This is a genomic window from uncultured Roseibium sp. (genome assembly GCF_947496995.1).
Classification (GTDB): Bacteria; Pseudomonadota; Alphaproteobacteria; order Rhizobiales; family Stappiaceae; genus Roseibium.
The window spans coordinates 660111-682800 of the sequence record NZ_CANMFD010000002.1 but is presented as its reverse complement, the minus strand read 5'-3'; the positions used below and the strand labels follow the sequence as shown (position 1 = coordinate 682800).

The 22690-nt window shown below is 62.4% G+C and carries 22 protein-coding genes; 15 read left to right on the top strand and 7 right to left on the bottom strand.

Translation table 11 applies throughout. The features are described 5' to 3' along the window. The first annotated feature begins 185 nt into the window (after nt 1-185). Genes Q1B40_RS11685 through cydX form a run of 3 tightly spaced genes read left to right on the top strand, consistent with a single transcriptional unit; the run spans nt 186 to nt 3085 of the window. Complete coding sequence (locus Q1B40_RS11685; protein WP_299814203.1) at nt 186-1790, top strand: cytochrome ubiquinol oxidase subunit I; 1605 nt, start codon at nt 186-188, stop codon at nt 1788-1790. 5 nt (nt 1791-1795) lie between these two features. Further along, the gene (gene cydB / locus Q1B40_RS11680) at nt 1796-2953 is read left to right on the top strand and encodes a cytochrome d ubiquinol oxidase subunit II (RefSeq protein WP_299814201.1); all 1158 of its coding nucleotides are present in this window, start codon (nt 1796-1798) and stop codon (nt 2951-2953) included. A 12-nt stretch (nt 2954-2965) separates the two neighbouring features. After that, on the top strand, nt 2966-3085 hold the full coding sequence (cydX, locus tag Q1B40_RS11675) for a cytochrome bd-I oxidase subunit CydX (protein ID WP_299814199.1): 120 nt from the start codon (nt 2966-2968) through the stop codon (nt 3083-3085). Between the two features lie 139 nt (nt 3086-3224). On the opposite strand, the gene Q1B40_RS11670 is transcribed toward cydX, so the two are convergent. Then, nucleotides 3225-3767 carry a peroxiredoxin gene (locus Q1B40_RS11670; RefSeq protein ID WP_299814198.1) on the bottom strand — a complete coding sequence of 181 codons (543 nt, stop codon included), beginning with the start codon at nt 3765-3767 and terminating at the stop codon, nt 3225-3227. A gap of 476 nt (nt 3768-4243) precedes the next feature. Here Q1B40_RS11670 and Q1B40_RS11665 point away from each other — a divergent pair, with 476 nt between their 5' ends. Genes Q1B40_RS11665 through Q1B40_RS11655 form a run of 3 tightly spaced genes read left to right on the top strand, consistent with a single transcriptional unit; the run spans nt 4244 to nt 7321 of the window. Beyond that, complete coding sequence (locus tag Q1B40_RS11665; RefSeq protein WP_299814196.1) at nt 4244-4684, top strand: TRAP transporter small permease subunit; 441 nt, start codon at nt 4244-4246, stop codon at nt 4682-4684. Further along, nucleotides 4681-6237, top strand: a complete 1557-nt coding sequence (locus Q1B40_RS11660) for a TRAP transporter large permease subunit (protein WP_299814194.1) — start codon at nt 4681-4683, stop codon at nt 6235-6237. Before Q1B40_RS11665 ends, Q1B40_RS11660 begins: the two co-directional genes overlap by 4 nt. A 19-nt stretch (nt 6238-6256) precedes the next feature. Further along, the gene (locus Q1B40_RS11655) at nt 6257-7321 is read left to right on the top strand and encodes a TRAP transporter substrate-binding protein (RefSeq protein ID WP_299814192.1); all 1065 of its coding nucleotides are present in this window, start codon (nt 6257-6259) and stop codon (nt 7319-7321) included. 57 nt (nt 7322-7378) lie between these two features. Here Q1B40_RS11655 and Q1B40_RS11650 read toward each other — a convergent pair whose 3' ends face one another. Beyond that, on the bottom strand, nt 7379-8440 hold the full coding sequence (locus Q1B40_RS11650) for an AbrB family transcriptional regulator (protein WP_299814190.1): 1062 nt from the start codon (nt 8438-8440) through the stop codon (nt 7379-7381). A gap of 401 nt (nt 8441-8841) precedes the next feature. Between Q1B40_RS11650 and Q1B40_RS11645 the strand changes: the two genes are divergently transcribed. The 9 genes from Q1B40_RS11645 to Q1B40_RS11605 all read left to right on the top strand — a co-directional run bounded on the left by Q1B40_RS11645 (nt 8842) and on the right by Q1B40_RS11605 (nt 18575). Further along, a complete protein-coding gene (locus Q1B40_RS11645; RefSeq protein WP_299814188.1) occupies nt 8842-9291 on the top strand; it encodes a tripartite tricarboxylate transporter TctB family protein in 450 nt (149 codons plus the stop codon). Beyond that, on the top strand, nt 9291-10844 hold the full coding sequence (locus Q1B40_RS11640; RefSeq protein ID WP_299814186.1) for a tripartite tricarboxylate transporter permease: 1554 nt from the start codon (nt 9291-9293) through the stop codon (nt 10842-10844). Before Q1B40_RS11645 ends, Q1B40_RS11640 begins: the two co-directional genes overlap by 1 nt. 11 nt (nt 10845-10855) lie before the next feature. Continuing rightward, on the top strand, nt 10856-11806 hold the full coding sequence (locus Q1B40_RS11635) for a tripartite tricarboxylate transporter substrate binding protein (protein WP_299814184.1): 951 nt from the start codon (nt 10856-10858) through the stop codon (nt 11804-11806). Nucleotides 11807-11860: 54 nt separating this feature from the next. Continuing rightward, complete coding sequence (locus Q1B40_RS11630) at nt 11861-12823, top strand: D-2-hydroxyacid dehydrogenase family protein (RefSeq protein WP_299814182.1); 963 nt, start codon at nt 11861-11863, stop codon at nt 12821-12823. Between the two features lie 88 nt (nt 12824-12911). Further along, nucleotides 12912-13727 (top strand): alpha/beta hydrolase, encoded by an 816-nt coding sequence (locus Q1B40_RS11625; RefSeq protein ID WP_299814180.1) that lies wholly within the window; start codon nt 12912-12914, stop codon nt 13725-13727. Nucleotides 13728-13764: 37 nt separating this feature from the next. After that, nucleotides 13765-15855, top strand: coding sequence for a 3-hydroxyacyl-CoA dehydrogenase NAD-binding domain-containing protein (locus Q1B40_RS11620; RefSeq protein WP_299814178.1), 2091 nt, complete (start codon nt 13765-13767; stop codon nt 15853-15855). 3 nt (nt 15856-15858) lie between these two features. Next, the gene (gene pcaF / locus Q1B40_RS11615) at nt 15859-17061 is read left to right on the top strand and encodes a 3-oxoadipyl-CoA thiolase (RefSeq protein ID WP_299814176.1); all 1203 of its coding nucleotides are present in this window, start codon (nt 15859-15861) and stop codon (nt 17059-17061) included. Nucleotide 17062: 1 nt separating this feature from the next. Continuing rightward, nucleotides 17063-17722 (top strand): glutathione S-transferase N-terminal domain-containing protein, encoded by a 660-nt coding sequence (locus Q1B40_RS11610; RefSeq protein WP_299814174.1) that lies wholly within the window; start codon nt 17063-17065, stop codon nt 17720-17722. Nucleotides 17723-17822: 100 nt separating this feature from the next. Further along, nucleotides 17823-18575: a GntR family transcriptional regulator gene (locus tag Q1B40_RS11605; protein WP_299814171.1), complete on the top strand. Its 753-nt coding sequence runs from the start codon at nt 17823-17825 to the stop codon at nt 18573-18575. Between the two features lie 25 nt (nt 18576-18600). Here Q1B40_RS11605 and Q1B40_RS11600 read toward each other — a convergent pair whose 3' ends face one another. From Q1B40_RS11600 to Q1B40_RS11580, 5 genes are read right to left on the bottom strand one after another with little or no spacing between them, the layout of a single operon-like run. Continuing rightward, on the bottom strand, nt 18601-19368 hold the full coding sequence (locus Q1B40_RS11600; protein WP_299814168.1) for an enoyl-CoA hydratase/isomerase family protein: 768 nt from the start codon (nt 19366-19368) through the stop codon (nt 18601-18603). A gap of 30 nt (nt 19369-19398) precedes the next feature. Continuing rightward, entirely contained in the window at nt 19399-20010 is a 612-nt protein-coding gene (locus Q1B40_RS11595) for a flavin reductase family protein (protein ID WP_299814165.1), read from the bottom strand. 21 nt (nt 20011-20031) lie between these two features. Continuing rightward, complete coding sequence (locus Q1B40_RS11590; protein WP_299814162.1) at nt 20032-20655, bottom strand: carboxymuconolactone decarboxylase family protein; 624 nt, start codon at nt 20653-20655, stop codon at nt 20032-20034. Then, the gene (locus tag Q1B40_RS11585; protein ID WP_299814159.1) at nt 20655-21845 is read right to left on the bottom strand and encodes a CaiB/BaiF CoA-transferase family protein; all 1191 of its coding nucleotides are present in this window, start codon (nt 21843-21845) and stop codon (nt 20655-20657) included. Before Q1B40_RS11585 ends, Q1B40_RS11590 begins: the two co-directional genes overlap by 1 nt. Then, a complete protein-coding gene (locus Q1B40_RS11580; protein ID WP_299814156.1) occupies nt 21845-22666 on the bottom strand; it encodes an alpha/beta fold hydrolase in 822 nt (273 codons plus the stop codon). The genes Q1B40_RS11585 and Q1B40_RS11580 overlap by 1 nt, the downstream gene beginning before the upstream one ends. Nucleotides 22667-22690: the final 24 nt, after the last annotated feature.

Genomic DNA, 22690 nt, shown 5'->3' with positions numbered 1-22690 from the left:
GGGTGTGGAGAGCAATAGGATAAGGTCCTGACTTTAGCCGGTTTATTTGTTTGGCGAGCCTGAAAACCCTGGTCTGTAGACAGGTTCGCCCGTACGCTTCAAACCTGCATCGTATGTGAGCCTTCACACCTTGGATGCAAATGCATCGCGCTCAGGTCGGTTGTGACTTGAAAAGGGGAAAAATGATGGAATTCGACGTTGTCGACCTGTCCCGGCTGCAATTTGCCATGACGGCGCTTTACCATTTCCTGTTCGTGCCACTGACCATCGGGCTGTCCATTCTGCTGGCGACCATGGAAACGGTCTATGTGATGACCGGCCGCGAGATCTGGAAGCGCATGGTCAAGTTCTGGGGCACGCTCTTCGGGATCAATTTCGTCCTGGGTGTCGCGACTGGCCTCACCATGGAATTCCAGTTCGGAATGAACTGGGCCTATTTCAGCCAGTATGTCGGCGACGTTTTCGGCGCCCCCCTTGCGATCGAAGGCCTGATGGCGTTTTTCCTCGAGGCGACCTTCGTCGGCCTGTTCTTCTTCGGCTGGGACAAGCTCTCCAGACGCCAGCACCTCGCCGCCACCTGGGCGGTGGCGATAGGAACCAACCTCTCCGCCCTGTGGATACTGATCGCCAACGGCTGGATGCAGCATCCGGTAGGCTCCGTCTTCAATCCGGACACGATGCGCATGGAGGTGTCCAGCTTCTATGACGTCCTGTTCAATCCTGTCGCACAGGCCAAGTTCGTCCACACGGTCTCCGCGGGCTACATCACGGCAGCCATGTTCATGCTGGGCATATCCGCCTGGTACATGCTGCAGGGCCGGCACGTGCGGATTGCCAAACGCTCCATGGCGATTGCCTCGGCCTTCGGTTTCGCATCGGCCTTGTCCGTCGTCGTCCTGGGCGATGAAAGCGGTTATGAGGCCAACCTGAACCAGCAGATGAAACTCGCCACCATCGAAGCGATGTGGGAGACCGAACCCGCTCCGGCAGCGTTCAACATCGTTGCCTGGCCGGACATGGAGGGGCGTGACAACCTCTTCGCGATCGAGGTGCCCTATGTGATGGGCCTGATTGCCACCCGCTCTTTGGACACGGTGATCCCGGGCATCAAGGACCTGGTAGAGCGCTCCAAGGATCGCATCCGGCAGGGAGCCATCGCCTGGGACGCCTTGCAGAAGATCCGCAACGACGCGGACGGCGTCGGAGAAGATGTGCGCAACACCTTCGCCAGGAATGCGGATTCCCTCGGCTATGCTTATCTTCTGTTGCCCTACACCGACAATCCGATGGAAGCGACGGACGAACAGGTGGACGCGGCGGCTTGGTCGACAGTGCCGAACGTCCTGCCGATGTTCTACGCATTCCGCATCATGGTCGCCTGTGGCTTCTTCTTCATCCTGATGACGGCGGTCTTCTTCTATTATTCCTCCTCGGGGCAGCTCGACAGGCTTCGGGAAAAGCGCCGCTGGCTGCTGCACATTGCGGTCTGGTCGATCCCGCTTCCCTGGATTGCCTGCGAGATGGGCTGGTTCGTCGCCGAATACGGCCGTCAACCGTGGATCATCGAAAGCATGCTGCCGACGGCCGTCGGGGTCTCCAGCCTCAGCGTGACGGAAGTGTTGCTGACGCTGGCCGGCTTCGTGGCACTATACAGCACGTTGCTGGTGGTCGAGGTCACCCTGATGATCAAATACATCAGGATCGGTCCGGATGAAGACGAGACGGTGGGCGATACGCGGGCAACATCCGCGCGTCCGCTCGCCGACCCAGCCCCAGTTCCTGCGGAGTAAGACACATGGTTCTTTATGAATTGATCGATTACTCGACGCTGAAGATGATCTGGTGGCTGCTTCTGGGCGTGTTGCTGATCGGTTTTGCGGTCACCGACGGTTTCGACATGGGCGTCGGAACCCTGCTGCCCTTCATTGCCGGAACCGATATAGAGCGGCGTGTGGTCATCAACACCATCGGTGCTACCTGGGAAGGCAATCAGGTCTGGTTCATCCTCGCCGGCGGAGCCATCTTCGCCGCCTGGCCACCGCTCTATGCAATCAGCTTTTCCGGTTTTTACCTCGCGATGTTCGTGGTGCTGGCCGCCATGATCCTGCGCCCGGTGGCGTTCAAATACAGATCCAAGCGGCCTGACCCGGCCTGGCGCAGCGCCTGGGACTGGGCCCTCTTCACCGGGTCCTTCGTTCCGGCTCTGGTCTTCGGCGTCGCGGTGGGCAATGTCCTGCTGGGTGTGCCCTACAAACTCGATCCCGACCTGCGCATGACCTATGACGGCTCGTTCTTCGGTCTGTTTTCGCTCTTCTCCCTGCTGTGCGGATTGCTGTCCGTGTCGATGCTGGTCATGCACGGCTCGGTCTGGCTGGTCATGCGGGCGAGCGGCGATATCGCCCGCCGGGCGCGCCGCACCGGCACAGTCGCCGCAGGTCTTGGCATCCTGCTTTTCGCACTTGGCGGATATCTGGTCTCCACCGGTTTTGTCGAAGGCTTCCGCATAACATCCGAGGTCGACCCCAACATGGCGGCCAACCCGCTTGCCAAACAGGTGGTGACCGAAGGCGGTGCCTGGATGCGCAACTACGCGGCACATCCGATCCTCTGGCTGGCACCCGGAATCGGCTTCCTCGGCCTTGTCGGCACGCTGTTGCTGCTGCAGACGCGCCTGGAAATGCTGGTCTTCGTATTTTCCAAATCGGCGGTCTTCGGGATCATCGCCACCGTCGGCGTGTCCATGTTCCCCTTCATCCTGCCTTCCTCGATCCAGCCGGAGGCCAGCCTGACAGTGTGGGACGCGGCTTCCACCCATCGGACCCTGTTCAACATGCTGGTGGCGACGGCAATCTTCCTGCCGATCATCCTTGTCTACACGGCCTGGGTCTACAAGGTGCTCTGGGGCAAGGTCGATGAGGAAACCATCGAACGCGACAACCATACGGCTTACTGAGGAGACGAACGAATGTGGTATTTTGCCTGGGCGCTCGGCATGCCTCTTGCGTGCTGTATGGCGATCATGAACGCCATGTGGCTGGAAATGCGTTCCGACGACGCCCGCAGACGAAATGAGAGCGATCTCTGAACGCATTACCCGATAACAACGATACGTCCTGTTGTGCATAAAAGAAGCCCCGAACAAATTGTCCGGGGCTTCTTTTTTCGGCGCTATGCGAGGAGACGGCGAGGAAGCTCCTCATCCGCCGGTTCAGCGGATAGCCTCGTCAGGCTGCCACGACCTTTGCAGCGCGCAGCTTTTCAAGGATGTTCTGCGGCGAGGAAACGCCATAGGGGTCGCTTTCGCAATTGTCGGAGAAGCCTTCTTCTTCGAACCACTGCTCGACGAGGCCATCGTTGACGACAGCTCCGTAGCGCCAGGAACGCATCCCGAAACCGAGATTGTCCTTCGCGACCAGCATGCCCATCTTGCGGGTGAACTCGCCGGAACCGTCCGGGATCACCTTGACGTTCTCGATGCCCTGGGCCTTGGCCCATGCGTTCATGACGAAGGCGTCATTGACCGAAATACAATAGATCTCGTCGACGCCTTCCGACCGGAACTCCTCATGGAGCTTTTCGAAATCCGGCAGCTGAAAGTTGGAGCAGGTCGGTGTGAAGGCACCGGGCAGCGAGAAGAGCACGACCTTCTTGCCCTTGAAATAGTCGTCCGAAGTCTTGTCTTCCCAGCGGAACGGGTTCGGACCTTCAATGGCATCGTCGCGAACGCGTGTGCGGAAGGTAACGAAGGGAACTTTTTTGCCAAGCATTCGAAAACTCCTTGGAGATACAAAGTTGAATAGGACATTCAGAACGCTGAAACGCACCATTTGCCGAGGGAGGAACGACGGGTCTGGAAACGGCATCCTGAAGGTGAAAAGCAGTTTTTCGCCTAGCGCATTTGCTGCACTGCCGCAATCCATTTTGCGATGCAAATTCACAGGATCGACAAGCATTGGTTGCGCCTTTCCGGACATGGCCGTCCGCAACGGCGGAGATCTGCCGCCTCCGCTCTTTTGGTGCGCCCGCCCGGCAGCAACCGCAAATTCGATTGTCCCGCATGGATTTCAGGCAAATCCCTGAATGAATTCCGGCAAATCATTGTATACACGCGTGATTCCGGCGATTAAGTTGGACAGCTTCCGAGCCGGCGTAACGTGATTTGGGCTCGGTATCGAAGCACCGAAATTTTACGCGAAACAGGTTTTTTATGCGGAATGTGATTGTGACCGTGCGGGCGATTTGCATGGGGCTGGCCGCTGTCGTCTTCCTCGGGCAATTGGCCATGGTGCTGATGCGCTACCTGCTCGGCGTCGGCTTTCTGGAAATCCAGGACGCGGTCAACTACGCGTTCGCAGCGCTCGTTGCCTTGTCTGTCGCCGTGACCTTCGACGCGGACAGGCATGTGCGTGTGGATGTCCTGCGCCAGAGATGGAGCGCGCTCACCAACCGGCGGGTCGACTGGCTTGGCGATCTCCTGCTTGCGCTTCCGGTGTTTGCTCTCATGGCGTGGTCTGCTTTCCCGCTGGTGCGGAGCTCCTGGGCCATTCTCGAAGGCTCGCCGGAAACCGGGGGGCTGCCGGGTCTGTTCATCGTCAAGACCTGTCTTCTGATCCTGCCGTTGCTGATTGTGCTGCTCGTTCTTCTCCGTTTTGCCTGTCTTGTGCGGCGGACTGCAGCAAGATGAACCCGGATCTTCTCTGGCTCGCCATCCTGGCTTTTGCCGTCTTCGGCGCGATTCTCTCCGGCGTTCCGGTCCTTCTGGCGATTGCCGGGGCACCGACGCTGGTTGCGCTGCTTGCGGCCTCCACGGGACATTTCGACCTGGTGTTCTTTCAGGCGGTGCCTCAGCGCGTCTATGGCGTGATGACCAATCCGCTGCTTCTTGCCGTGCCGCTTTTCGTGCTCATGGGCCTGCTGCTGGAGAAATCCGGCCAGGCCGAGCGCATGCTGAAGAGCCTGTCGGCCGCGCTCGGCGGCAACCAGTCGGCGCTGGCGCTGTCCGTGGTGCTCGTCAGCGCACTGATTGCCGCTTCGACCGGCATCATCGGCGCAACCATCGTCATGCTGGGAACCATCATGCTGCCGGCGCTTTTGTCTGCCGGCGTGGACAAGCACATGAGCAGCGGCCTGATCTGCGCCAGCGGCACGCTCGGGCAGATCATCCCGCCTTCGATCGTGCTGATCCTGCTAGGCGATCAGGTCTCCAACGCCTATTTTGAAGCGCAGCAGGAAGCCGGGAACTTCGCGCCGGATCCGGTGACCGTCGGCGACCTGTTCGCAGGAGCGCTTATTCCCGGAATGCTGCTGGTGGTCTTCTATGCGGCCTATGTGGTCCTGAAACTGCGAACCTCGCCCTCGCGCGGCCGGCCGGCCGCTGTCCGGAGCGAAATTTCCGCCGCTCGACTGGCCATGAACATCGCCCCGACGCTGGGGCTTATCGTCGCCGTGCTCGGCAGTATCCTGCTCGGCATCGCAACTCCCACGGAAGCCGCCAGCGTCGGTGTCGCCGGAGCCATCCTGATCGCGGCCGCGGTCCGGGGCCGCTCCGGCCTACGCATCGCCGCGGCCTGTGCAGCACTCGCCGTTGTGCTTTTGGGTCTGCGCCAGGCCGAAGTGTTCGGGCTGGAGTTTTCAGGCGGGCGCATCAACTGGTCGCTCATGACTGTCTTTTCGGTTTCGCTGACGGCGTGCGCCTTCGCGTTGTTGCTCGGGGCCATAGGGTCGCTTCTGCGCGGCGGAGTGCTTCTGCCGGCTCTGCGTGAAACCGTCACAATCACCGGCATGATCTTCGGCATCGTGATTGCCGCCGGTATCCTGTCGCTGGTCTTCCGCGGTTTCGACGGCGACGAGCACGTCGCCGAGCTGCTGCAGTCGCTGCCCGGCGGGGCTTACGGCATGCTGTTGCTGACGATGCTGGTGATCTTCCTGCTCGGGTTCATCCTGGAGTTCGTGGAGATCATTTTCATTGTCGTTCCCATCGTCGGTCCGATCATCCTGCAATCGGACATCAGTCCGGTCTGGTTCGCGGTGCTGATCGCGCTCAATCTGCAAACATCGTTCTTGACACCGCCGTTCGGTTTCGCGCTCTTCTATTACAGGTCTGTAGCGCCTGCGGAAATCAGGACGTCGGACATCTATGTCGCGGTCATTCCGTTTGTCGCAATTCAACTGCTGGCACTGGCACTTGTCGCCGTATTTCCGGCGCTTTCAACCTGGTTGCCCGCAACTCTGTTCTGATCAGTGGGGGAGATAATCCATGAAAAGACGTGATTTCCTGAAGGCGGGCGCCGTTGCAGCTCCCGCAACCATGCTGGCGGCGCCGGCGATTGCCCAGGGCAAGGTCGAGTGGAAACTGCCAACGTCCTTTCCGGCCAAGGCGCCGGGTGTCGGCACCAATGTTACCGCCTTCGCCGACCGCGTCGCTGCCATGTCCGACGGCCAGCTGACCTTCAAGGTCTATTCAGGCGGCGAACTCGTGCCGCCATTCGGCGTGGAGGACGCGGTAGAGCAGGGGACGGCTGAAATCGGCCACTCCACCCCCTATTACGCCGCCTCGAAAAACTCGGCCCTGCATTTCTTCTCCGCCGTTCCCTTCGGCATGACCGCAGAAGAAACCACCGCCTGGCTGCGCTATGGCGGCGGCCAGGATCTCTGGAACAGCATCTATGCAGAGCGCGGCCTGGTGCCGTTCTACTCCGGCAACTCCGGCGTCCAGGCGGCCGGCTGGTTCAAGAAGCCGATTGAAAGCCTGAACGATCTGGCCGGGCTGAACATGCGCATCGCGGGTCTTGGCGGGGAGGCGATGCGCAAGCTGGGCGTCAACGCCGTGTTGTTGCCGCCTCCGGAAATCTTCCCGGCGTTCCAGTCCGGCGCGATCGATGCGGCCGAATGGGTCGGACCGATGCTGGATCAGGCGTTCGGCCTGCAGAAGGTTGCCGACTACTGCTACGTCCCGGCCTTCCACGAGCCTTCCGCAGGTCTTGAGATCGTCGTCAACAAGGAAGCCTATGACAGCCTGGCACCGCACCTGCAGGCGATTATCGCCAACGCCGCCGAGGCAGCGTCGGTGGAGACGACCGCCCAGTTCGATTATTACAACGCGGTCGCCATGCGGAAGCTGAAGTCGGAAGGCACCACCTTTGCCGCCTTCCCGGAAGACGTGACGGCAGCGCTCAAGACAGCCGTTGCCGAGGTCATGGCGGAAAATGCCGCCGCCAATCCGTCTTTCGCTGAAGTTCAGAAAAGCTACGACGCGTTTCTCGATCTTTCCAGGGACTATGCGGTCCTCATGAAAGCGGCAACCTACACCCAGCGGGTTTAGCGGAGCGGGAGAAGCTCACCGGCTCAGGCCTTCGTTGGCCTGAGCCCCATGCCGCGCTCATTCGCCGGCCTCCGGTTGCTTTGCGGGGGGCTTCCGGCGATGGGTCAGACGGGCGATCCAGCCGAGATTGGGCATGATCAGAAAGATGCGGGTCAACTGCATGGCGGTGACCATCGCCACGTCCTGTCCGAGGACCCCGGCCGTCAGTGCCATCTCGGTCACGCCGCCGGGAGCGATCCCCATCAGCACTGTGGCGAAAGGCGCCCCGAAAAGCCACGACAGGGCCTTCGCGCCGAGGATACAGGCGACCAGAAGCAGCGTTGATGACAGCAGGATCTGGCCGATAAGCCGGTTGCGCTGCTCCAGCAGTTCTGGGCGAAAACTCGACCCGAGCCAGGTGCCCAGAACGATCTGCGCGGCGGCAAGCAGAGGTGCGGGGATATCGTAGGCCGGAAAATCCAGTGCCGAAAGCGCGGCGATCACGAAAAGCGGACCGAGAAAAAACGGATTGGCGAACTTCAGGACACGGAAGATCACCGGTCCGAGAAGCGCCCCCGCGAGGGTGACGGCGATCCCGGCCAGGCCGTCCTGTCGTGGGAGAACTTCCGCAAGCACGCCCTGTTCGGTGCTGCCAAGGTGCAGCAGGAACGGAATAACCGCGACCACCAGTGCGATACGGGCGGTCTGCGCCAGAACGATCGGACCGTGAGGGACGCCGAAGCGTTCGGCCAGAACGCTGGCCTCCACCGGGGACGTGGGGACGACCGCAAGGAGCGCCGAGACCGGATCGGTGCCGTAGATCCGTCTCTGGATCTGCGCCACGAGCATCGCTGCAAACAGCACGAAAAGACCGACGGATATCAGCAGGGGAGCGGTGCGAAGCAGCGAATGCAGCGCCTCGGGCGTGAAATGTGATCCCACGAAGGTGGCGACAACGATCTGTCCGAAAGGGCGGGTGCGTGTCGAGACCTTGACCTTGGTGAGGCCCGTCGCCGTCAGGATTGCCGTCGCGAACAGGGGGCCGATCATCCAGGGCAGAGGTGCGTTGATCTGGGAAAACAGGAAGCCGGCGCAGGTGGCGACGAGGTAGAGCGCCGGTAGCGCCAGTTTCGAGCCCATGTCGATAGGTCCTTGTTGCGCGGCACTCGGGCTGCGAAAGCATTTCACTGATACCTGAATTTTGCAGTCAGTATAATATGCTATAAGAATGATTCAATGGGTTGCGCGAGAATTTGTATCCTCAGGTTTCCTAGTGAAGTAGGGGCGATGTTCTCCCGCAAGATCTTTGGTCGGTGCATCCGAATTCAATCAATGAAACCCCTCCTTGAGCAGTCGAAAAGGCGCTGAAAAGCCAGTCATAGGCGCATCCATCGAGCGCGGTTTGAATGCGTATTTGACAATAAGCTATATTTGTATTCTTTTAAGGAAAGAACGGCGTCCGGAAACGGGGGAGGAGCTCTTGTTCCCGGCGTTGCACAGACCGATAGGCTGAGAGAAGCCGTACCGGGATGGGAGGACAGATGTACAGATTCGACTATACCGACCTGGCCGGGGGTATGCTGCTCTTTCTGATCGGCGCCGGTGTCAGCCTCGTCTCGGTGGGCAATTATCCGCTCGGAACCTTGCCGAGGATGGGGCCGGGAATGTTTCCGGCAATCCTGGGTGTGGTGCTTGCCGCACTGGGTGTGTCGCTGGCGATCCAGGCGCTGCGCCGCACGGGCAGCCGGCCGGATGTCCGCTTCTTCTCGCCGCTGTTCGTGCTCGGCGGCGTCATGGCGTTTGCGCTGACGATTGTTCCCTTCGGGCTGATCCCGGCAATCGTCTCCATCGTGGTGATCTCGTCGCTCGCCGAACTGCGCATCCGTCCCGTCAGCCTTGTTCTGCTCTGCATTGCTCTCAGTCTTATGGCGCCGCTGGTGTTTGTCGTCGGTCTCGGACTTCCCATTCCGCTGATCCGGTGGCCTTTCTGATGGAATTTCTGGGCAATATCGGGCTTGGTTTCAGCGTTGCGCTGAGCTTCACCAATATCTTCTACTGCTTCCTGGGTGCGTTGCTGGGGACATTTGTCGGCGTGATACCGGGGCTGGGCGTTCTGGCCGCGATCTCCATGCTGTTTCCGCTGACCTTCCACCTTGAGCCGACGACCGCGCTGATCATGCTCGCCGGCATCTGGTACGGCACCACCTATGGCGGCTCCACCGCCTCGATCCTGCTCAATCTGCCGGGCACGCCGGCCAACGCCGTGACCTGTCTCGACGGCTTTCCGATGGCCAGGCAGGGCCGTGGCGGCGTGGCGCTGTTCATGACGACGGTGGCCTCGTTCTTCGGCGCGTCCTTCGGGATCATTCTCCTGACCCTATTCACACCGGTCATCGCCGAATACGCGCTGCGCTTCGGCTCGGCCGAATATTTCGCGCTGATGCTGATGGGGCTGGTCGCGGCGTCGACGATCTCGGAAGGCTCGGCGATCAAGGGGCTGTCAATGATGGTGCTGGGGATCATCATCGGGCTCATCGGGATGGATTCACAGACCGCAACGGCCCGTTTCACGTTCGGATCGCTTGGTTTGCTTGAAGGCGTCAGTCTGATCGCGCTGGCAATGGGGGTCTTCGGCGTGGCCGAGATCATCATGTCCGTCCGGCGCGTGAAAGCGACCGACATCGATCCGGACAGCGTCAGGCTGAAGGCGATCAAACCGACGCGGGACGATGTGCGGCGGTCCTGGATGCCGATGCTGCGCGGCTCGACCATGGGGTCGTTCTTCGGCACGTTGCCCGGCACCGGGCCGTCCATCGCAGCCTTCCTGTCCTATGCCGTCGAAAAGCGCCTGTCCAAAACGCCGGAGCGGTTCGGAAAAGGCGCGATCGAGGGCATCATGGCTCCCGAAGCCGCCAATAATTCTGCCGATCAGACCGCCTTTATTCCGACCTTGTCCCTGGGCGTTCCGGGCAGCGCCACCATGGCCCTGATGCTGGGCGCACTGATGATCCACGGCATCGCGCCGGGGCCGACGCTCATTTCCGACGAGCCGGAGCTGTTCTGGGGGCTCATCATGAGTTTCTGGGTCGGAAACATCATCCTGCTGATCTTGAACATCCCGCTGATCGGCGTCTGGGTGCGGATGCTGACCATCCCTTACAATCTGCTTTATCCGTCGGTTCTGATGTTCATCTGCATCGGTGCCTATACCGCCAGCTTTTCTCCGCTGAATGTCTGGATGGTCTTTGCGTTCGGGGCTCTGGGCTATGCCATGCGGATCTTCCGCTTTCCCGGCGCGCCGCTCCTGCTGGGCTTTGTGCTGGGCCCGTTGATGGAAGAGCATTTCCGCCGCGCCATGCTGCTGGGCCGCGGCGATTTCATGACGTTTTTCGATCGCCCAATCAGTGCCGTGATCATGGCGCTGACCGGCTTGATCCTGCTGTGGAGCATCTGGGGGTCGGAGGGCGTGCGAAAGCGCCGGACGGACCGCGCGCCATCGGCAGGAACCGACCACGATCCAACCGAAAAAGCATCTGAAACGTGAGGAGGAAAACTATGAAGAAATTTATCACCGCAGCAGTGGCGGCACTGGGGTTCGCCCTGCCGGCAATGGCCGCCGACTACCCGTCCGGGCCCGTGACCATCGTCATTCCCTATTCCCCGTCAGGCAATACGGATGTCTTCGCCCGCCATCTTGCGCCCTATCTCGAGGAAAAATGGGGTCAGCCGGTTGTGGTCGACAACAAGCCCGGCGGCGGATCGATGATCGGCACCGCCTATGTGTCGCAGGCCGAGCCGGACGGGCAGACCCTGCTGATGACGTCATCGGCATTCGTGACCGCTCCCGCGATCCAGAAGGATCTGCCGTTCGACTCGCGGACGGACCTGGTCCCGATTGTAAACGTCGGACATGTCTCCTTCGTGCTGATCGTCAACGGGGAGTCTCCCTATCAGACGCTGGAAGAATTCGTGACCGCCAGCAAGGAAAGCCCCAAGTTCGCAGCAACGGCAGGCCTGGGAACCACGACCCATTTTGCGATGGAGAAATTCATCCTGGACAGTGGCGCAGACATTGAAGTCGTGCACTTCAAGGGTGGCGGCCCGGCTGTTGTGTCGATCCTGAGCAATGAGACGGATATCTATGGGTCGAGCATCAGCTCTGCCGGCAAGAACATCGAAGCCGGCAAGGTCCGCCCCCTGATGGTGCTGGGCAATGACCGCATTGACGTCATCCCCGACGTGCCTTCGGCTGCGGAACTGGGCTACCCGGATCTTGAGATCAAGCAATGGCTCGGCGTTTTCGCGCCAAAAGGCACGGATCCGGAAATCCTTGCGAAGATCAACGCGGACGTCAACGAGGCCCTCGCCAATCAGGCCTTCATCGACACGGTCACACCGCTGGACTGGACCTTGAACGGCGGCACGTCGGAGGCCTTCGTGACGCAGGTCGACGAGGAGCTGACCAAGTGGCAAGCTCTCGCCGATGCCGCCGGTATCAAGAAGTAACATCACCTCGGCCCGGCCGCCGACTGCGGCCGGGCCATTTACGGATCATGCCAGATGACAGATAGACCGATTTGCGCCGTCCTCGACGATTATCAGGACGCCGCACTGACGTCGGCGGATTGGTCAAGCCTGAAGGACAGGGTTGAAATCCGCCGGTTCGACAAACACCTGGGTGACGAAAACAGTGTCGCCGCCGAACTTGCCGACTGCACCATTATCGTTGCCATGCGCGAACGCACCGGGTTTCCGGAAAGCCTGCTGAAACGGCTGCCCAGGCTGCGGCTGCTGGTCACGACAGGCATGAGAAACCGCAGCATCGACCTTGCTGCCGCAAAGAATTTGAACATCACCGTCAGCGGAACGGGCGCCGCCGGAAATCCGGCCGCGGAACTGGCCTGGGCCGGGCTTCTCGCCTACATACGCAAACTTCCGGAAGAGGTCGCCAACTTTCGTGCCGGCGGTCCCTGGCAGACCGGTCTCGGCCGTTCGTTGCAAGGGCGGAAGCTGGGCGTCGTCGGGCTGGGGAAACTCGGTCGCCGGATGGTGGGCTTCGGCCAGGCCTTCGGCATGGATGTCTGCGCCTGGACACGAACGGATCTGGCCTCCCGCGCCGAGGCGCTGGACATCGAACCGGTGACCTTGCCCGAACTTTTCCGCACCAGCGATGTGATCACCATTCAGCTCTCGCTTGTCCCGGAGACCGAGGGGCTGATTTCCGCGGACCTGCTGGGGGCGATGAAAAGCGACGCTGTCTTCGTCAACACCTCGCGCGGGCCGATCGCGGATGAGGAAGCTCTGATCGCCGCGCTTCAGGACAAGCGCATTGGCGGCGCCGTGCTCGACGTGTTCGGGCAGGAGCCGCTGCCGAACGATCATCCCTACCGCCGTCTGTCCAATGTGCTGGCGACGCCGCATATCGGCTACGTCACGGAGGAGAATTACCGCGCCTATTACTCCGGTGCGGTCGAAAACATTCAGGCCTGGCTCGACGGCACGTCGCTGCGCGAGCTCACGTGAATGAAGCCGCCACGCCCGCTGACACACAGCATGCAACAGCGCCCTCCGGCGCTGTCGCCAGTGCGCTTGAAACATGAAGGAGGAACCGTTGAGCACCGCTTTTTCCAGCGAAATCAGGTTTGTAAAAAACGGAGCCGCCAGCATCGCCTATACGGTGAGTGGTCCCGGCGGCGATGATGCGCCGACACTCTGCCTTGTCGCCTCCACCGGACGCGGGCCGGAGGACTTCGTCCATCTGGCCGAAAAACTGACCGAAGCCGGACTGCGCGTGGTCCTGCCATGGCCGCGCGGCACGGGCCAGAGCGAGGGTCTGTTGCACGGGATCGACTTTCACGACCTTGCAGCTGATGCCGCTGCCGCGCTGGAGGCTGAAGCCGGGCGGGGCGGCGCGGTGATCGTCGGCCATGCTTATGGCTGCTGGATCGCGCGAACCGTGGCTGAGGACCGGCCCGACCTCGTGAAGGGCATTGTTCTTCTGGCGGCGGGCGGTGGAAAATGGGCACCGGAATTGTCGCGCGGGATCGATGTCGCGATGGACCCGGATGCCCCGGAAGCGGAAAGACTGGCCGCGCTGCGGTTGTGTTTCTTTGCCGAAGGCCATGACCCGCGCCCCTGGCTCAAGGGGTGGTCGGGGGAACTGGTCAAGGAGCAGCGTACCGCGCGCGCCAACACCGAGCGGGACAGCTGGTGGTCCTCCGGAACGGCTCCCATCCTCGATATCGTCGGCCTGCAGGACCCGTTCCGTCCGGCGGATGCGCGCGACTTCTACCTCAGGGAATTCGCTCCGCGCGTCGACCTCGTGACCGTCGACGGTGCCAGCCATGCCTTGCCCGACGAAAGGCCGGACGAGGTCGCCGCGATCATGGTCCCGTGGATCCGGGCGCTGCCGGGCGTCGCGGGCTGATCAGGCACGCAAATCAAGAAACGAAAGTGCAAGAGACGTGAACAAGATCGTTACGGAAAAAGCGCCTCACCAGTCCCCGGGGCGTGTGGATTTCGCCATGCAGGGTGAAATCGCTGTGCTGACCATCGACAATCCGCCGGTGAATGCCGGATCTCATGCAGTGCGCAAGGGCATTGTCGAAGGCATTCAGGCCGCTCAAGCTGCCGGAGCGAGCGGGGCGGTGCTCATCGGAGCAGGCCGTTGCTTCGTCGCAGGATCGGATCTGCGCGAATTCGGCAAGCCGCTGGTCTGGCCTGAACTTCCCGATGTGATCGCCGCGCTCGAGCAGGCGCCTTTCCCGGTGGTGGCGGCGCTGCACGGTGTGGCTCTTGGCGGCGGGCTGGAGCTCTCGCTGGGCTGTGACTATCGCATCGCCGCACCGGCCACCGAAGTGGGCCTGCCGGAGGTGAGCCTGGGGTTCGTTCCCGGTGCGGGAGGCACCCAGCGCCTGCCGCGTCTTGTGGGCCGTTCCCTGGCAATCGACCTTATTTGCCGCGCCGCGCGTATTCCGGCAACCAGGGCGCATGACATCGGGCTGGTCGATGCCCTTGCTGAAGGCGATCTGCAGGAGGCAGCAATTGCGTTCCTCAAGGAACGGCCTCCCAAGCGGATCGCCAGGAACCTGACCCCGCCGAATGAGCCGGACGAGGTCATCGAGGCCGCCGCTGCTGCCGCGCTCAGGCGCGGCAAGGGACGCCCCAACGTCGCCGAAGCGATCCGGCTGGTAAAAGCTTCCGCCGGAGACGCGCAGGCAGCTCTGGCCGATGAACGTGCGGTCTTCCAGGAACTGCGATTGAGCGCGGATGCCGTCGCTCTGCGTTACCTGTTTTTCGCCGAACGCAAGGCCGCTTCCGTCGACGGGCTCGACATGTCGGCTGCCCGCGCGGTGACAAGCGTTGCCGTGATCGGCGGCGGCACGATGGGGCAGGGCATCGTCCGGTCGTTTCTCACTGCCGGACTTCCCGTTGTGCTGATCGAACGCGACGAGACTGCGCTGGCGGCGTCGATGGCAAAGATCGCCGAGAACCTTGAGGATCAAGTCCTCAAGGGGCGGCTGGATACAGAGACCGCAGACGCCCGCAAGGCGGCGCTCAGTGGCGCGGTGGACTATTCCGCCTTGAGCGGCTGCGACCTTGTCATAGAGGCGGTGTTTGAGGAAATGTCGGTCAAGAAGGATGTTCTGAACCGGCTTGAGGCGGTTCTTTCTCCCGAGGCGATCATCGCCACGAATACCTCCTATCTCGATATCGACGAAATGGCGGCGGATCTGGCGCACCCCGAACGGGTGCTTGGCCTGCATTTCTTCAGCCCCGCCGATATCATGAAGCTGCTGGAGGTCGTGCGGGCTGAGGCGACTTCCGATGCCGTACTGGCAACCGGGCTTAAACTGGCGCGCAAGCTGGGCAAGCAACCCGTTGTTGCCCGCGTTGGAGAAGGTTTCATCGGCAACCGCATCTACGCCGCCTATCGCCGCCGGGCCGAGCTTCTGGTGCTGGATGGGGCTTCCCCGCAAGCGGTTGACGCGGCCGCGGCATCTTTCGGCTTCGCCATGGGGCCGTTCGCGGTCTCCGACATGTCGGGCCTCGACATCGCCTGGGCCATGCGCAAGCGGCAGGCGGCGACACGGGACCCGAAGGCGCGCTATGTCACCATTCCCGACAAGCTTTGCGAAGCCGGCCGGCTGGGACGCAAGACCGGCAAGGGTTGGTACGACTATGCTTCGGGCAAGGCGCAGCCCGATCCGGACGTCGCGGACCTGATCGAGGTCGCGAGAGCTGAGGCCGGTGTGACGGCGCGCGGTTTCGATACGCAGACCATCCAGCGCCAGCTGCTGGCTGCCATCGTGAACGAGGCGGCCTGTCTTCTGGACGAGGGTATCGCGCAGCGGGCCTCCGATGTCGATGTGGCGCTGACAAACGGCTATGGCTTTCCGCGCTGGCGGGGTGGCCCGCTTTACTGGGCATACCAGCAAAACCGCGCGGCGCTGCGTGCCGATCTCGGCGCCCTTGCCGAGGCTGTCGGGCCAGGACATCGCGCCGGGCCGGTGGACGGAATTCTCGACCAGATTGAAATCCCACAGGAGGGCTGAGCGATGCAGACCGTCTATATCTGCGACTATATCCGCACCCCGATCGGCCGCTACGGCGGCAGCCTGTCGTCCATCCGCACCGACGATCTGGCCGCACTGCCGCTGAAGGCCCTTCGCGATCGCCACGCGGATCTCGATTGGGATGCCGTCGTGGATGTCATCTATGGCTGTGCGAACCAGGCCGGCGAAGACAACCGCAGCGTCGCGCGCATGGCGCTGCTGCTGGCAGGTCTGCCGGAGACAGTGTCCGGCACCACGATCAACCGCCTCTGCGGCTCGGGCATGGACGCCGTTCTGTCCGCATGGCGGCGGTTGGCGGTCGGCGAGGGCGACCTTGCCATCGCCGGCGGTGTTGAAAGCATGAGCCGCGCGCCCTTCGTCGTGCCCAAGGCCACCAGCGCTTTTTCCCGCCAGAGCGCCATGGAAGACACGACCATCGGCTGGCGTTTCATCAATCCGGAGATGGACCGGGTCTACGGCACGGATTCAATGCCCGAAACGGCGGAGAACGTGGCGGAGGCCTTCAACGTCTCGCGCCAGGATCAGGATGCCTTTGCGCTCAGATCGCAGAACCGGGCCGCTGCGGCGATAGCCTCCGGCGTGCTGAGCGAAGAGATCGTCCCCGTTGCCGTTTCCCAGCGCAGGGGCGACCCTGTCGTCTTCGACACGGATGAGCACCCGCGCGCGACCACTGCTGAGAAGCTGGCCGCGCTGCCCGCGCCCTTCCGCAAGGGGGGCTCGGTGACGGCGGGCAATGCGTCCGGCGTCAATGACGGCGCGGCGGCGCTGATCCTGGCGACCGCCGAAGGGGCGAAACGCCACGGATTGACACCACTTGCCCGCATCACCGGCGGAGCGACAGCCGGTGTGGCGCCGAGGATCATGGGGATCGGCCCGGCGCCTGCGACGGAGAAGCTCTGCGGCCGGCTCGGCCTGTCGCCCGCAGATTTCGACGTAATCGAACTGAACGAAGCCTTCGCCAGCCAGGCGCTGGCGGTCCTGCGCCGTCTCGGGGTGCCGGACGATGCCGATCATGTGAACCCGCGAGGCGGGGCCATCGCGCTTGGTCATCCGCTTGGCATGTCCGGTGCCCGGATCACCGGAACGGCGGCACGTGCGCTCGCACGCGGTGAAGGTAAAACAGCGCTCGCCACCATGTGTATCGGCGTGGGGCAGGGCATAGCAATATCGCTGGAGGCGGTGTGAAATGATGAAACTGCATTGGTCCCCCCGCTCGCCTTTCGTCCGTAAGGTGATGATTGCCCTGCATGAAACCGGGCTGCTCGACGAAGTGGAATGCACGCGGTCCGTGGTGGCGGTTCATCTGCCGCCCAACGAGCAGGTGATGCCCGACAATCCGCTCGGCAAGATCCCGGTGCTGGTGACGGAAGACGGCAAGAGCATCTTCGACAGCCGGGTGATCTGCGAATATCTCGACATGAAATCGGGAACCGGCCTTTTTCCCGCCGATCCGGCCACACGGCTCGACCAGCTCCGCTGGCAGGCGCTGGCCGACGGGCTGACCGACATTCTGCTGATCTGGCGCACGGAACTGTCGCGCGAGAGCGGTCCGTGGCAGGCGGTCACCGAAGGTTGGCTGACCAAGGCCCGCGCCGTGATGGCCCGGCTTGAAAAGGAAGCGCCCCTGCTGGACGCCGCCCCCTTCGGCATCGGCCATGTCGCGCTGATCTGCGCCCTCGGGCAACTTGATTTCCGTTGGCCCGATTGCCGCTGGCGCGATCATTTTTCGGCCCTGGAGGTGCTGGAAGCCCGCATGGTGAAGCGCCCTTCGGTTGTTGCCACGGCGGTCGTGGACGATCAGGACAGCGGCGCCGGTGACCTGACCAAGGGGCATCTGACCTTCTGAACGGCTGCCGACACCAGTAAAAAGCATTAAAACTAGATTTTATGATTGATAGCGCCTGCCAGTCCCCTTAGTCTATGTTGGAACAAATTGAGGGAGCCTCATGGCAGACGTGAAGTCAGACAACGCGACCGTCCAGGCGTTGCAGAAGAGCAATGTCTCGCGCTACATCCAGCTCGCAAGCCTGTTCCGCCAGCGGATCGAGAGCGGCGAGTGGGATGTCGGCAGCCAGATCCCGACGGTGAAGGAACTCGCCGATCAGTGCGGCGTCGCGACAATGACGATCCGCCAGTCGCTGGATATCCTTGAAAAGGAAGGCCTGATCGAACGCTACCGCGCCAAGGGCACCTTTGTCGTGGAGCGGCCCAAGCGTGACCTGTGGTGCGAGGTCAAGACCGACTGGACCGGCATGCTGATCGCGCGCGACAACGCGACGATCGAGATCCTGGGCGTGGAGCCCGGCGCACATCTGCCGCGTCATGAAGGCGACATGGGCAACGCTGCGCCGTCCTACCGCCACTTGCGGCGCAAGCATACTCGAAACGGCCAGGCTTTCCTGCTCGCCGATGTCTTTATCGACGAGCGGATCTGTGAACATATCCCGGAAGAAAACTATACCAAGGTGACTGCCATGCGGCTGGTGGCGGACATCCCCGGACAGACGGTGACGAACGCCAACCAGATCGTGACCATCGGTTCCGCCGACCTGGAAACCGCAACGCATCTCAACATGTCCATCGGCGACCCGATAGCGCGCGTTCAGCGCATTGCAGTCAATCAGAACGGCGACATCATCCTTCTCGCCAACGGCATCTATCGCGGCGACATGATGAAGATCGAGGTCAAGCTGCGTTAGAGCCCCCGCTCTGTCCTTGCCGAATTCAGGTCTTGAACACGGGCGCCCGCTTTTCGCGGAAGGCTGCCATCGCCTCGGCTGTATCTTCGGAGGTGGAGAGCGCCTTGGTCTGGCTCTGTTCGAACCGGTAGCCGTCGTAGATCGACATCCCTTCCGTCACCTGGAACGATTTTTTCGCTGCCCGCACGGCTGACGGACTGGCTTTGGCGATGTCGGCGGCGATGCCCCGGGCAGTCTCCATCAGCGCTTCCGGCGCGACGCAGGCCGAGGCGGCGTTCATGCGCACAAGCTCGCTGCCGTAGACCCGGCGGGCGGTGTAGATCATCATCCGGGCATCGCTTTCGCCGAGGTGCCGGCGCACATGGGCGACACCTCCGGCGAGACCCACCATCACCTCGGTCATCTGCAGAAAGCCCTTTTCCGACACCACGAGGATGTCGCAGCAGAGGGCGGTCACGCAGCCGGCGCCTATGGCAGCGCCGTTGACGGCCGCGATGATCGGCTTGGGACACTCCAGCAGGCAGTCGAAGCTGGCTCTGACCCGGCGATTGTGCGCGGTGTAATGCCCCGGCTCCTGGGTTGGACGTTCGGAAAGATCGGCCCCGGCCGAAAAAGCCTTTCCTTCGCCGGTAAGCACGATGGCGCGCACGTCACTCCGGTCGCCGAGCGCATCGACCACGTCGACCAGTTCCTCGCGGAAACGGTTGTTCTGCGCATTCACCGGCGGGCGATTTATCGTAATTGTTGCAATGAAGTCGCTTACATCCAGCGTAAGGGTTTCGTAGCTGCTCATGGGCGTGTCTCCTGCCAGTGGGCGCGTTGATCAGTGTTCGGACGGCACCGGGCGCGGCATCTCGAATGAACGGTTGGTGACGCTGTAGTCACGATACCCCAGCCGCGCGAGCGGTTGCATGAGCTCTATGTCCACTTTGCCGTCGCGCAGCACGCTCTCGTCAATATGAATTCCCACCACCTCGCCGAAAACCACCCGGTTGGTACAGGGCGCGCCTGTCGACGGTAACAGCGCCACGATCTGAGACAGCCGGCACTCTATCGAGACAGGTGCGGCGGCCACCCGAAGACAGGGAATGTTGGTGCAGGGTTCCGATGCGAGGTCGGCGGCCGCGAACTCGTCCACTTCGGCCGGGAAGGGGGCAGAGGACTGGTTCATCTTCTCACGCAAAGCGTAACTGACGATGTTGACACAGAAACAGCCGGTCGCCTCGGCATTGGCGATGCTGTCCTTCTGGCCGTCGGAGGAGAACATCACGAAGGGCGGATTGGAGGCGACGGTGTTGAAGGCGCTGTAAGGTGCGAGATTGGGCGTGCCGTCCTTCGCCACGGTGGAGATCCAGGCGATCGGTCGCGGCACGATCAGGGCCATCCACGGATTGTGCGGCAGCCCGTGCTCCTCGCTTCGAGGGTCGTAAAACATCAGGCAGGCTCCGTCTGAGCGTCAGGCGTCGGTGCCTGGGATCTCGGCCAGCTTGCCGGGATCCACGGGCAGCGAGGAGGTCATTCCCTCCGGCAAGGGGATGCGGTGGACGTTCAGGGTCATCGCCACCATGGAGTAGTAGCCGATGACCGCTGTCAGTTCGACCGCGCCGACTTCTCCCCAGCGGGAAACGATCCCGGCATAGGTTTCCGGCTCCACGTCGCCCTTCTGCACCAGCTGTCCGGCGAAGGCATAGACCTCGCGCCCTTCCTCATCCTCTGCGAAATCGGGCACCTCTCCCAGACGGATGGCGTCGATGATATCGGCGGCCAGTCCGGCGCGGGTGGCGTCGGAGGCATGGATTGTCCACTCCAAGCCGCTGTTCCAGCGCCGCGCGGTCACGAGGATGGCCAGCTCCGACAGGCGCGTGGGCAGGGATGTCTCGAACCGCAGCACCTGTCCAAGTCGCTGCCAGCGGTCGGCCAACTCCGGGTTATGCAACGCCGCGCGCAAGGGGCCGACAAGTGTCCGGCGCGGACCGGACACGATCTGCTCATAGACCTCACGTTGCGCTTCGGTCATGGTTTCGGGGGTCGGAAAGCTGATCCGTCCGCCGCCGACAGGTGTGCCATGGCCATTCTTCATTACTGCGTCTCTCCCAGTCCGAGTGCCGAAAGCACTTCTTCGGTATGTTCCCCCAGCAACGGCGGCGCCTTGTCGAACGACAGCGGCGCGTTGCGGAAATTGAGCGGGCTGACCACCTGTTTGACGGTGCCGGACAGCGGGTGCGGAATGTCGCGCAGCATCTTGCGGTGCTGTATCTGCGGTTCCTCGAACACACGGTCGATGGTGTTGATCGGCCCGGAGGGCACGCCTGCAGCGGCAAAGGCTTCGCACCACTGGGCGATCGTCCGGCCGGCCAGCGCCTTGATCAGCAGGCCTTCAAGCTCTTCCAGGTTCTCGACCCGGGCGGCGTTGGTGGCGAATTTCGGTTCGTCGGCCAGATCGGTATGGCCGATAACCTCGGCGAACTTGCGGAACTGCCCGTCATTGCCCACCGCAAGCACGATGAAACCGTCGGAGACCGGGTAGACATTCTGCGGCTGGATATTCGGGTGACGGTTCCCGCGGCGAACCGGCTTCTGGCCGGAGACCAGGAAGTTCATCGCCTGGTTCGCCAGCATCGCCACCGACACGTCAAGCATCGCAAGGTCGATATGCTCGCCCTTGCCGGTCTTGTCGCGGTTCGAAAGAGCCGCCAGCACGCCGATGGCGGCATACATGCCGGTCATGATATCGACGATGGGCACACCGACCTTCTGCGGACCGCCGCCCGGTTCGCCGTCGGGGCCACCGGTGACACTCATCAGTCCGCCCATGCCCTGGATCATGAAATCATAGGCTGCGTCCTGGGCCTGGGGTCCTGTCAGGCCGAAGCCGGTGACGGAACAATAGACCAGGCCCGGATTGACCTCTTTCAGGTCCTCGTAGCCGAGGCCCATCCGCTCCAGTGTGCCTGTCTTGAAGTTTTCCAGCAGGATGTCGCTTTTCGCCGCCAGCGCGCGCACCGCGTCACGGCCTTCCTGACTTTTCAGGTCAAGCTCCACAGAGCGCTTGCCGCGGTTCACCGACAGGTAGTAACCGGCTTCCTGCGTGGGATTTCCCTCGCTGTCCTTCAGAAAGGGCGGACCCCAGCGCCTGGTGTCGTCGCCCGCACCGAGGCGTTCCACCTTGATGACGTCTGCCCCAAGGTCCGCGAGGATCTGGCCGCACCAGGGCCCCGCCATGATGCGGCTGAGGTCGAGGACACGTACATGCGAAAGCGGGCCGGCCATCAGCGGGGCTCCTTGGTCTTGGTTGCGGCGTGCGCGTCGAGAAACGCAAGCAGCGCGGCATTGAAAGCATCGGGATCCTGGAAATTGGGCACATGGCCCGCACCGGGGATCTCCGCGAATTGCGCGTTCGGCACCGGGGCGAACTGCGCACGGATGGTTTCGGGCATTGCTCCGTCCTTCTCGCCGACAATCCCGACAAACGGGCATGTGAGTGAGGGCAGGACCGCGCTGTAGTCGTAACTCTGCAGAGCCTGGGTCGCTGCGGCGTAGCCCTCCACGGGCGTGGCGGCGATCATGGCGGTAAGGACCTGCGCCTTCTGCGCTTCGGCATCGATACCGGGGAGCCAGCGCGTGACCGTGTCGGCGGCAATTCTCGCCATTCCTTCGGCGCGGGCGGTTTCACGCCGCTCCGTCCAGAAGGCCTCACGTCCGGCCCCGCTCCGTGCAACCCCGTCCACCACCACGAAGGCGCCGAACAATTCGGGCCGTGCAGCCAGGGCGGCAAGGCCGGTGGGCGCCCCCATGGAAAGTCCCACGAATGTGCAAGTGGTGACGTCACAGGCCTCCAGAAGCGCCAGGAGGTCGGTGCCATAGTCGTCGAAGCTCATGGGGTCCTGGGAAACGCTGGACGCGCCGTGGCCGCGCTGGTCGTAGCGCAGAACGCGATACCGGCCTGAAAGAGCTGCAACCTGGCCCTTCCAGATGGAAAGGTCGGTCGCGACCGAGTTGGAGAACACCACCAGGGGTGCATCCTGCGGCCCGTCGATCCGGGCGTTGATCTGGCCGCCACCGGGCAAGGGAACGGTCAATTGTCCGGTCATTCGTCACCTTTCACGCCTGCCGCG

Bases quoted from the DNA above. Each gene is read 5' to 3' on its own strand.
- Q1B40_RS11685 (WP_299814203.1), top strand. From the start codon at position 186: ATGGAATTCGACGTTGTCGACCTGTCCCGGCTGCAATTTGCCATGACG.
- cydB (WP_299814201.1), top strand. From the start codon at position 1,796: ATGGTTCTTTATGAATTGATCGATTACTCGACGCTGAAGATGATCTGG.
- cydX (WP_299814199.1), top strand. From the start codon at position 2,966: ATGTGGTATTTTGCCTGGGCGCTCGGCATGCCTCTTGCGTGCTGTATG.
- Q1B40_RS11670 (WP_299814198.1), bottom strand. From the start codon at position 3,767: ATGCTTGGCAAAAAAGTTCCCTTCGTTACCTTCCGCACACGCGTTCGC.
- Q1B40_RS11665 (WP_299814196.1), top strand. From the start codon at position 4,244: ATGGGGCTGGCCGCTGTCGTCTTCCTCGGGCAATTGGCCATGGTGCTG.
- Q1B40_RS11660 (WP_299814194.1), top strand. From the start codon at position 4,681: ATGAACCCGGATCTTCTCTGGCTCGCCATCCTGGCTTTTGCCGTCTTC.
- Q1B40_RS11655 (WP_299814192.1), top strand. From the start codon at position 6,257: ATGAAAAGACGTGATTTCCTGAAGGCGGGCGCCGTTGCAGCTCCCGCA.
- Q1B40_RS11650 (WP_299814190.1), bottom strand. From the start codon at position 8,440: ATGGGCTCGAAACTGGCGCTACCGGCGCTCTACCTCGTCGCCACCTGC.
- Q1B40_RS11645 (WP_299814188.1), top strand. From the start codon at position 8,842: ATGTACAGATTCGACTATACCGACCTGGCCGGGGGTATGCTGCTCTTT.
- Q1B40_RS11640 (WP_299814186.1), top strand. From the start codon at position 9,291: ATGGAATTTCTGGGCAATATCGGGCTTGGTTTCAGCGTTGCGCTGAGC.
- Q1B40_RS11635 (WP_299814184.1), top strand. From the start codon at position 10,856: ATGAAGAAATTTATCACCGCAGCAGTGGCGGCACTGGGGTTCGCCCTG.
- Q1B40_RS11630 (WP_299814182.1), top strand. From the start codon at position 11,861: ATGACAGATAGACCGATTTGCGCCGTCCTCGACGATTATCAGGACGCC.
- pcaF (WP_299814176.1), top strand. From the start codon at position 15,859: ATGCAGACCGTCTATATCTGCGACTATATCCGCACCCCGATCGGCCGC.
- Q1B40_RS11610 (WP_299814174.1), top strand. From the start codon at position 17,063: ATGATGAAACTGCATTGGTCCCCCCGCTCGCCTTTCGTCCGTAAGGTG.
- Q1B40_RS11605 (WP_299814171.1), top strand. From the start codon at position 17,823: ATGGCAGACGTGAAGTCAGACAACGCGACCGTCCAGGCGTTGCAGAAG.
- Q1B40_RS11600 (WP_299814168.1), bottom strand. From the start codon at position 19,368: ATGAGCAGCTACGAAACCCTTACGCTGGATGTAAGCGACTTCATTGCA.
- Q1B40_RS11595 (WP_299814165.1), bottom strand. From the start codon at position 20,010: ATGTTTTACGACCCTCGAAGCGAGGAGCACGGGCTGCCGCACAATCCG.
- Q1B40_RS11590 (WP_299814162.1), bottom strand. From the start codon at position 20,655: ATGAAGAATGGCCATGGCACACCTGTCGGCGGCGGACGGATCAGCTTT.
- Q1B40_RS11585 (WP_299814159.1), bottom strand. From the start codon at position 21,845: ATGGCCGGCCCGCTTTCGCATGTACGTGTCCTCGACCTCAGCCGCATC.
- Q1B40_RS11580 (WP_299814156.1), bottom strand. From the start codon at position 22,666: ATGACCGGACAATTGACCGTTCCCTTGCCCGGTGGCGGCCAGATCAAC.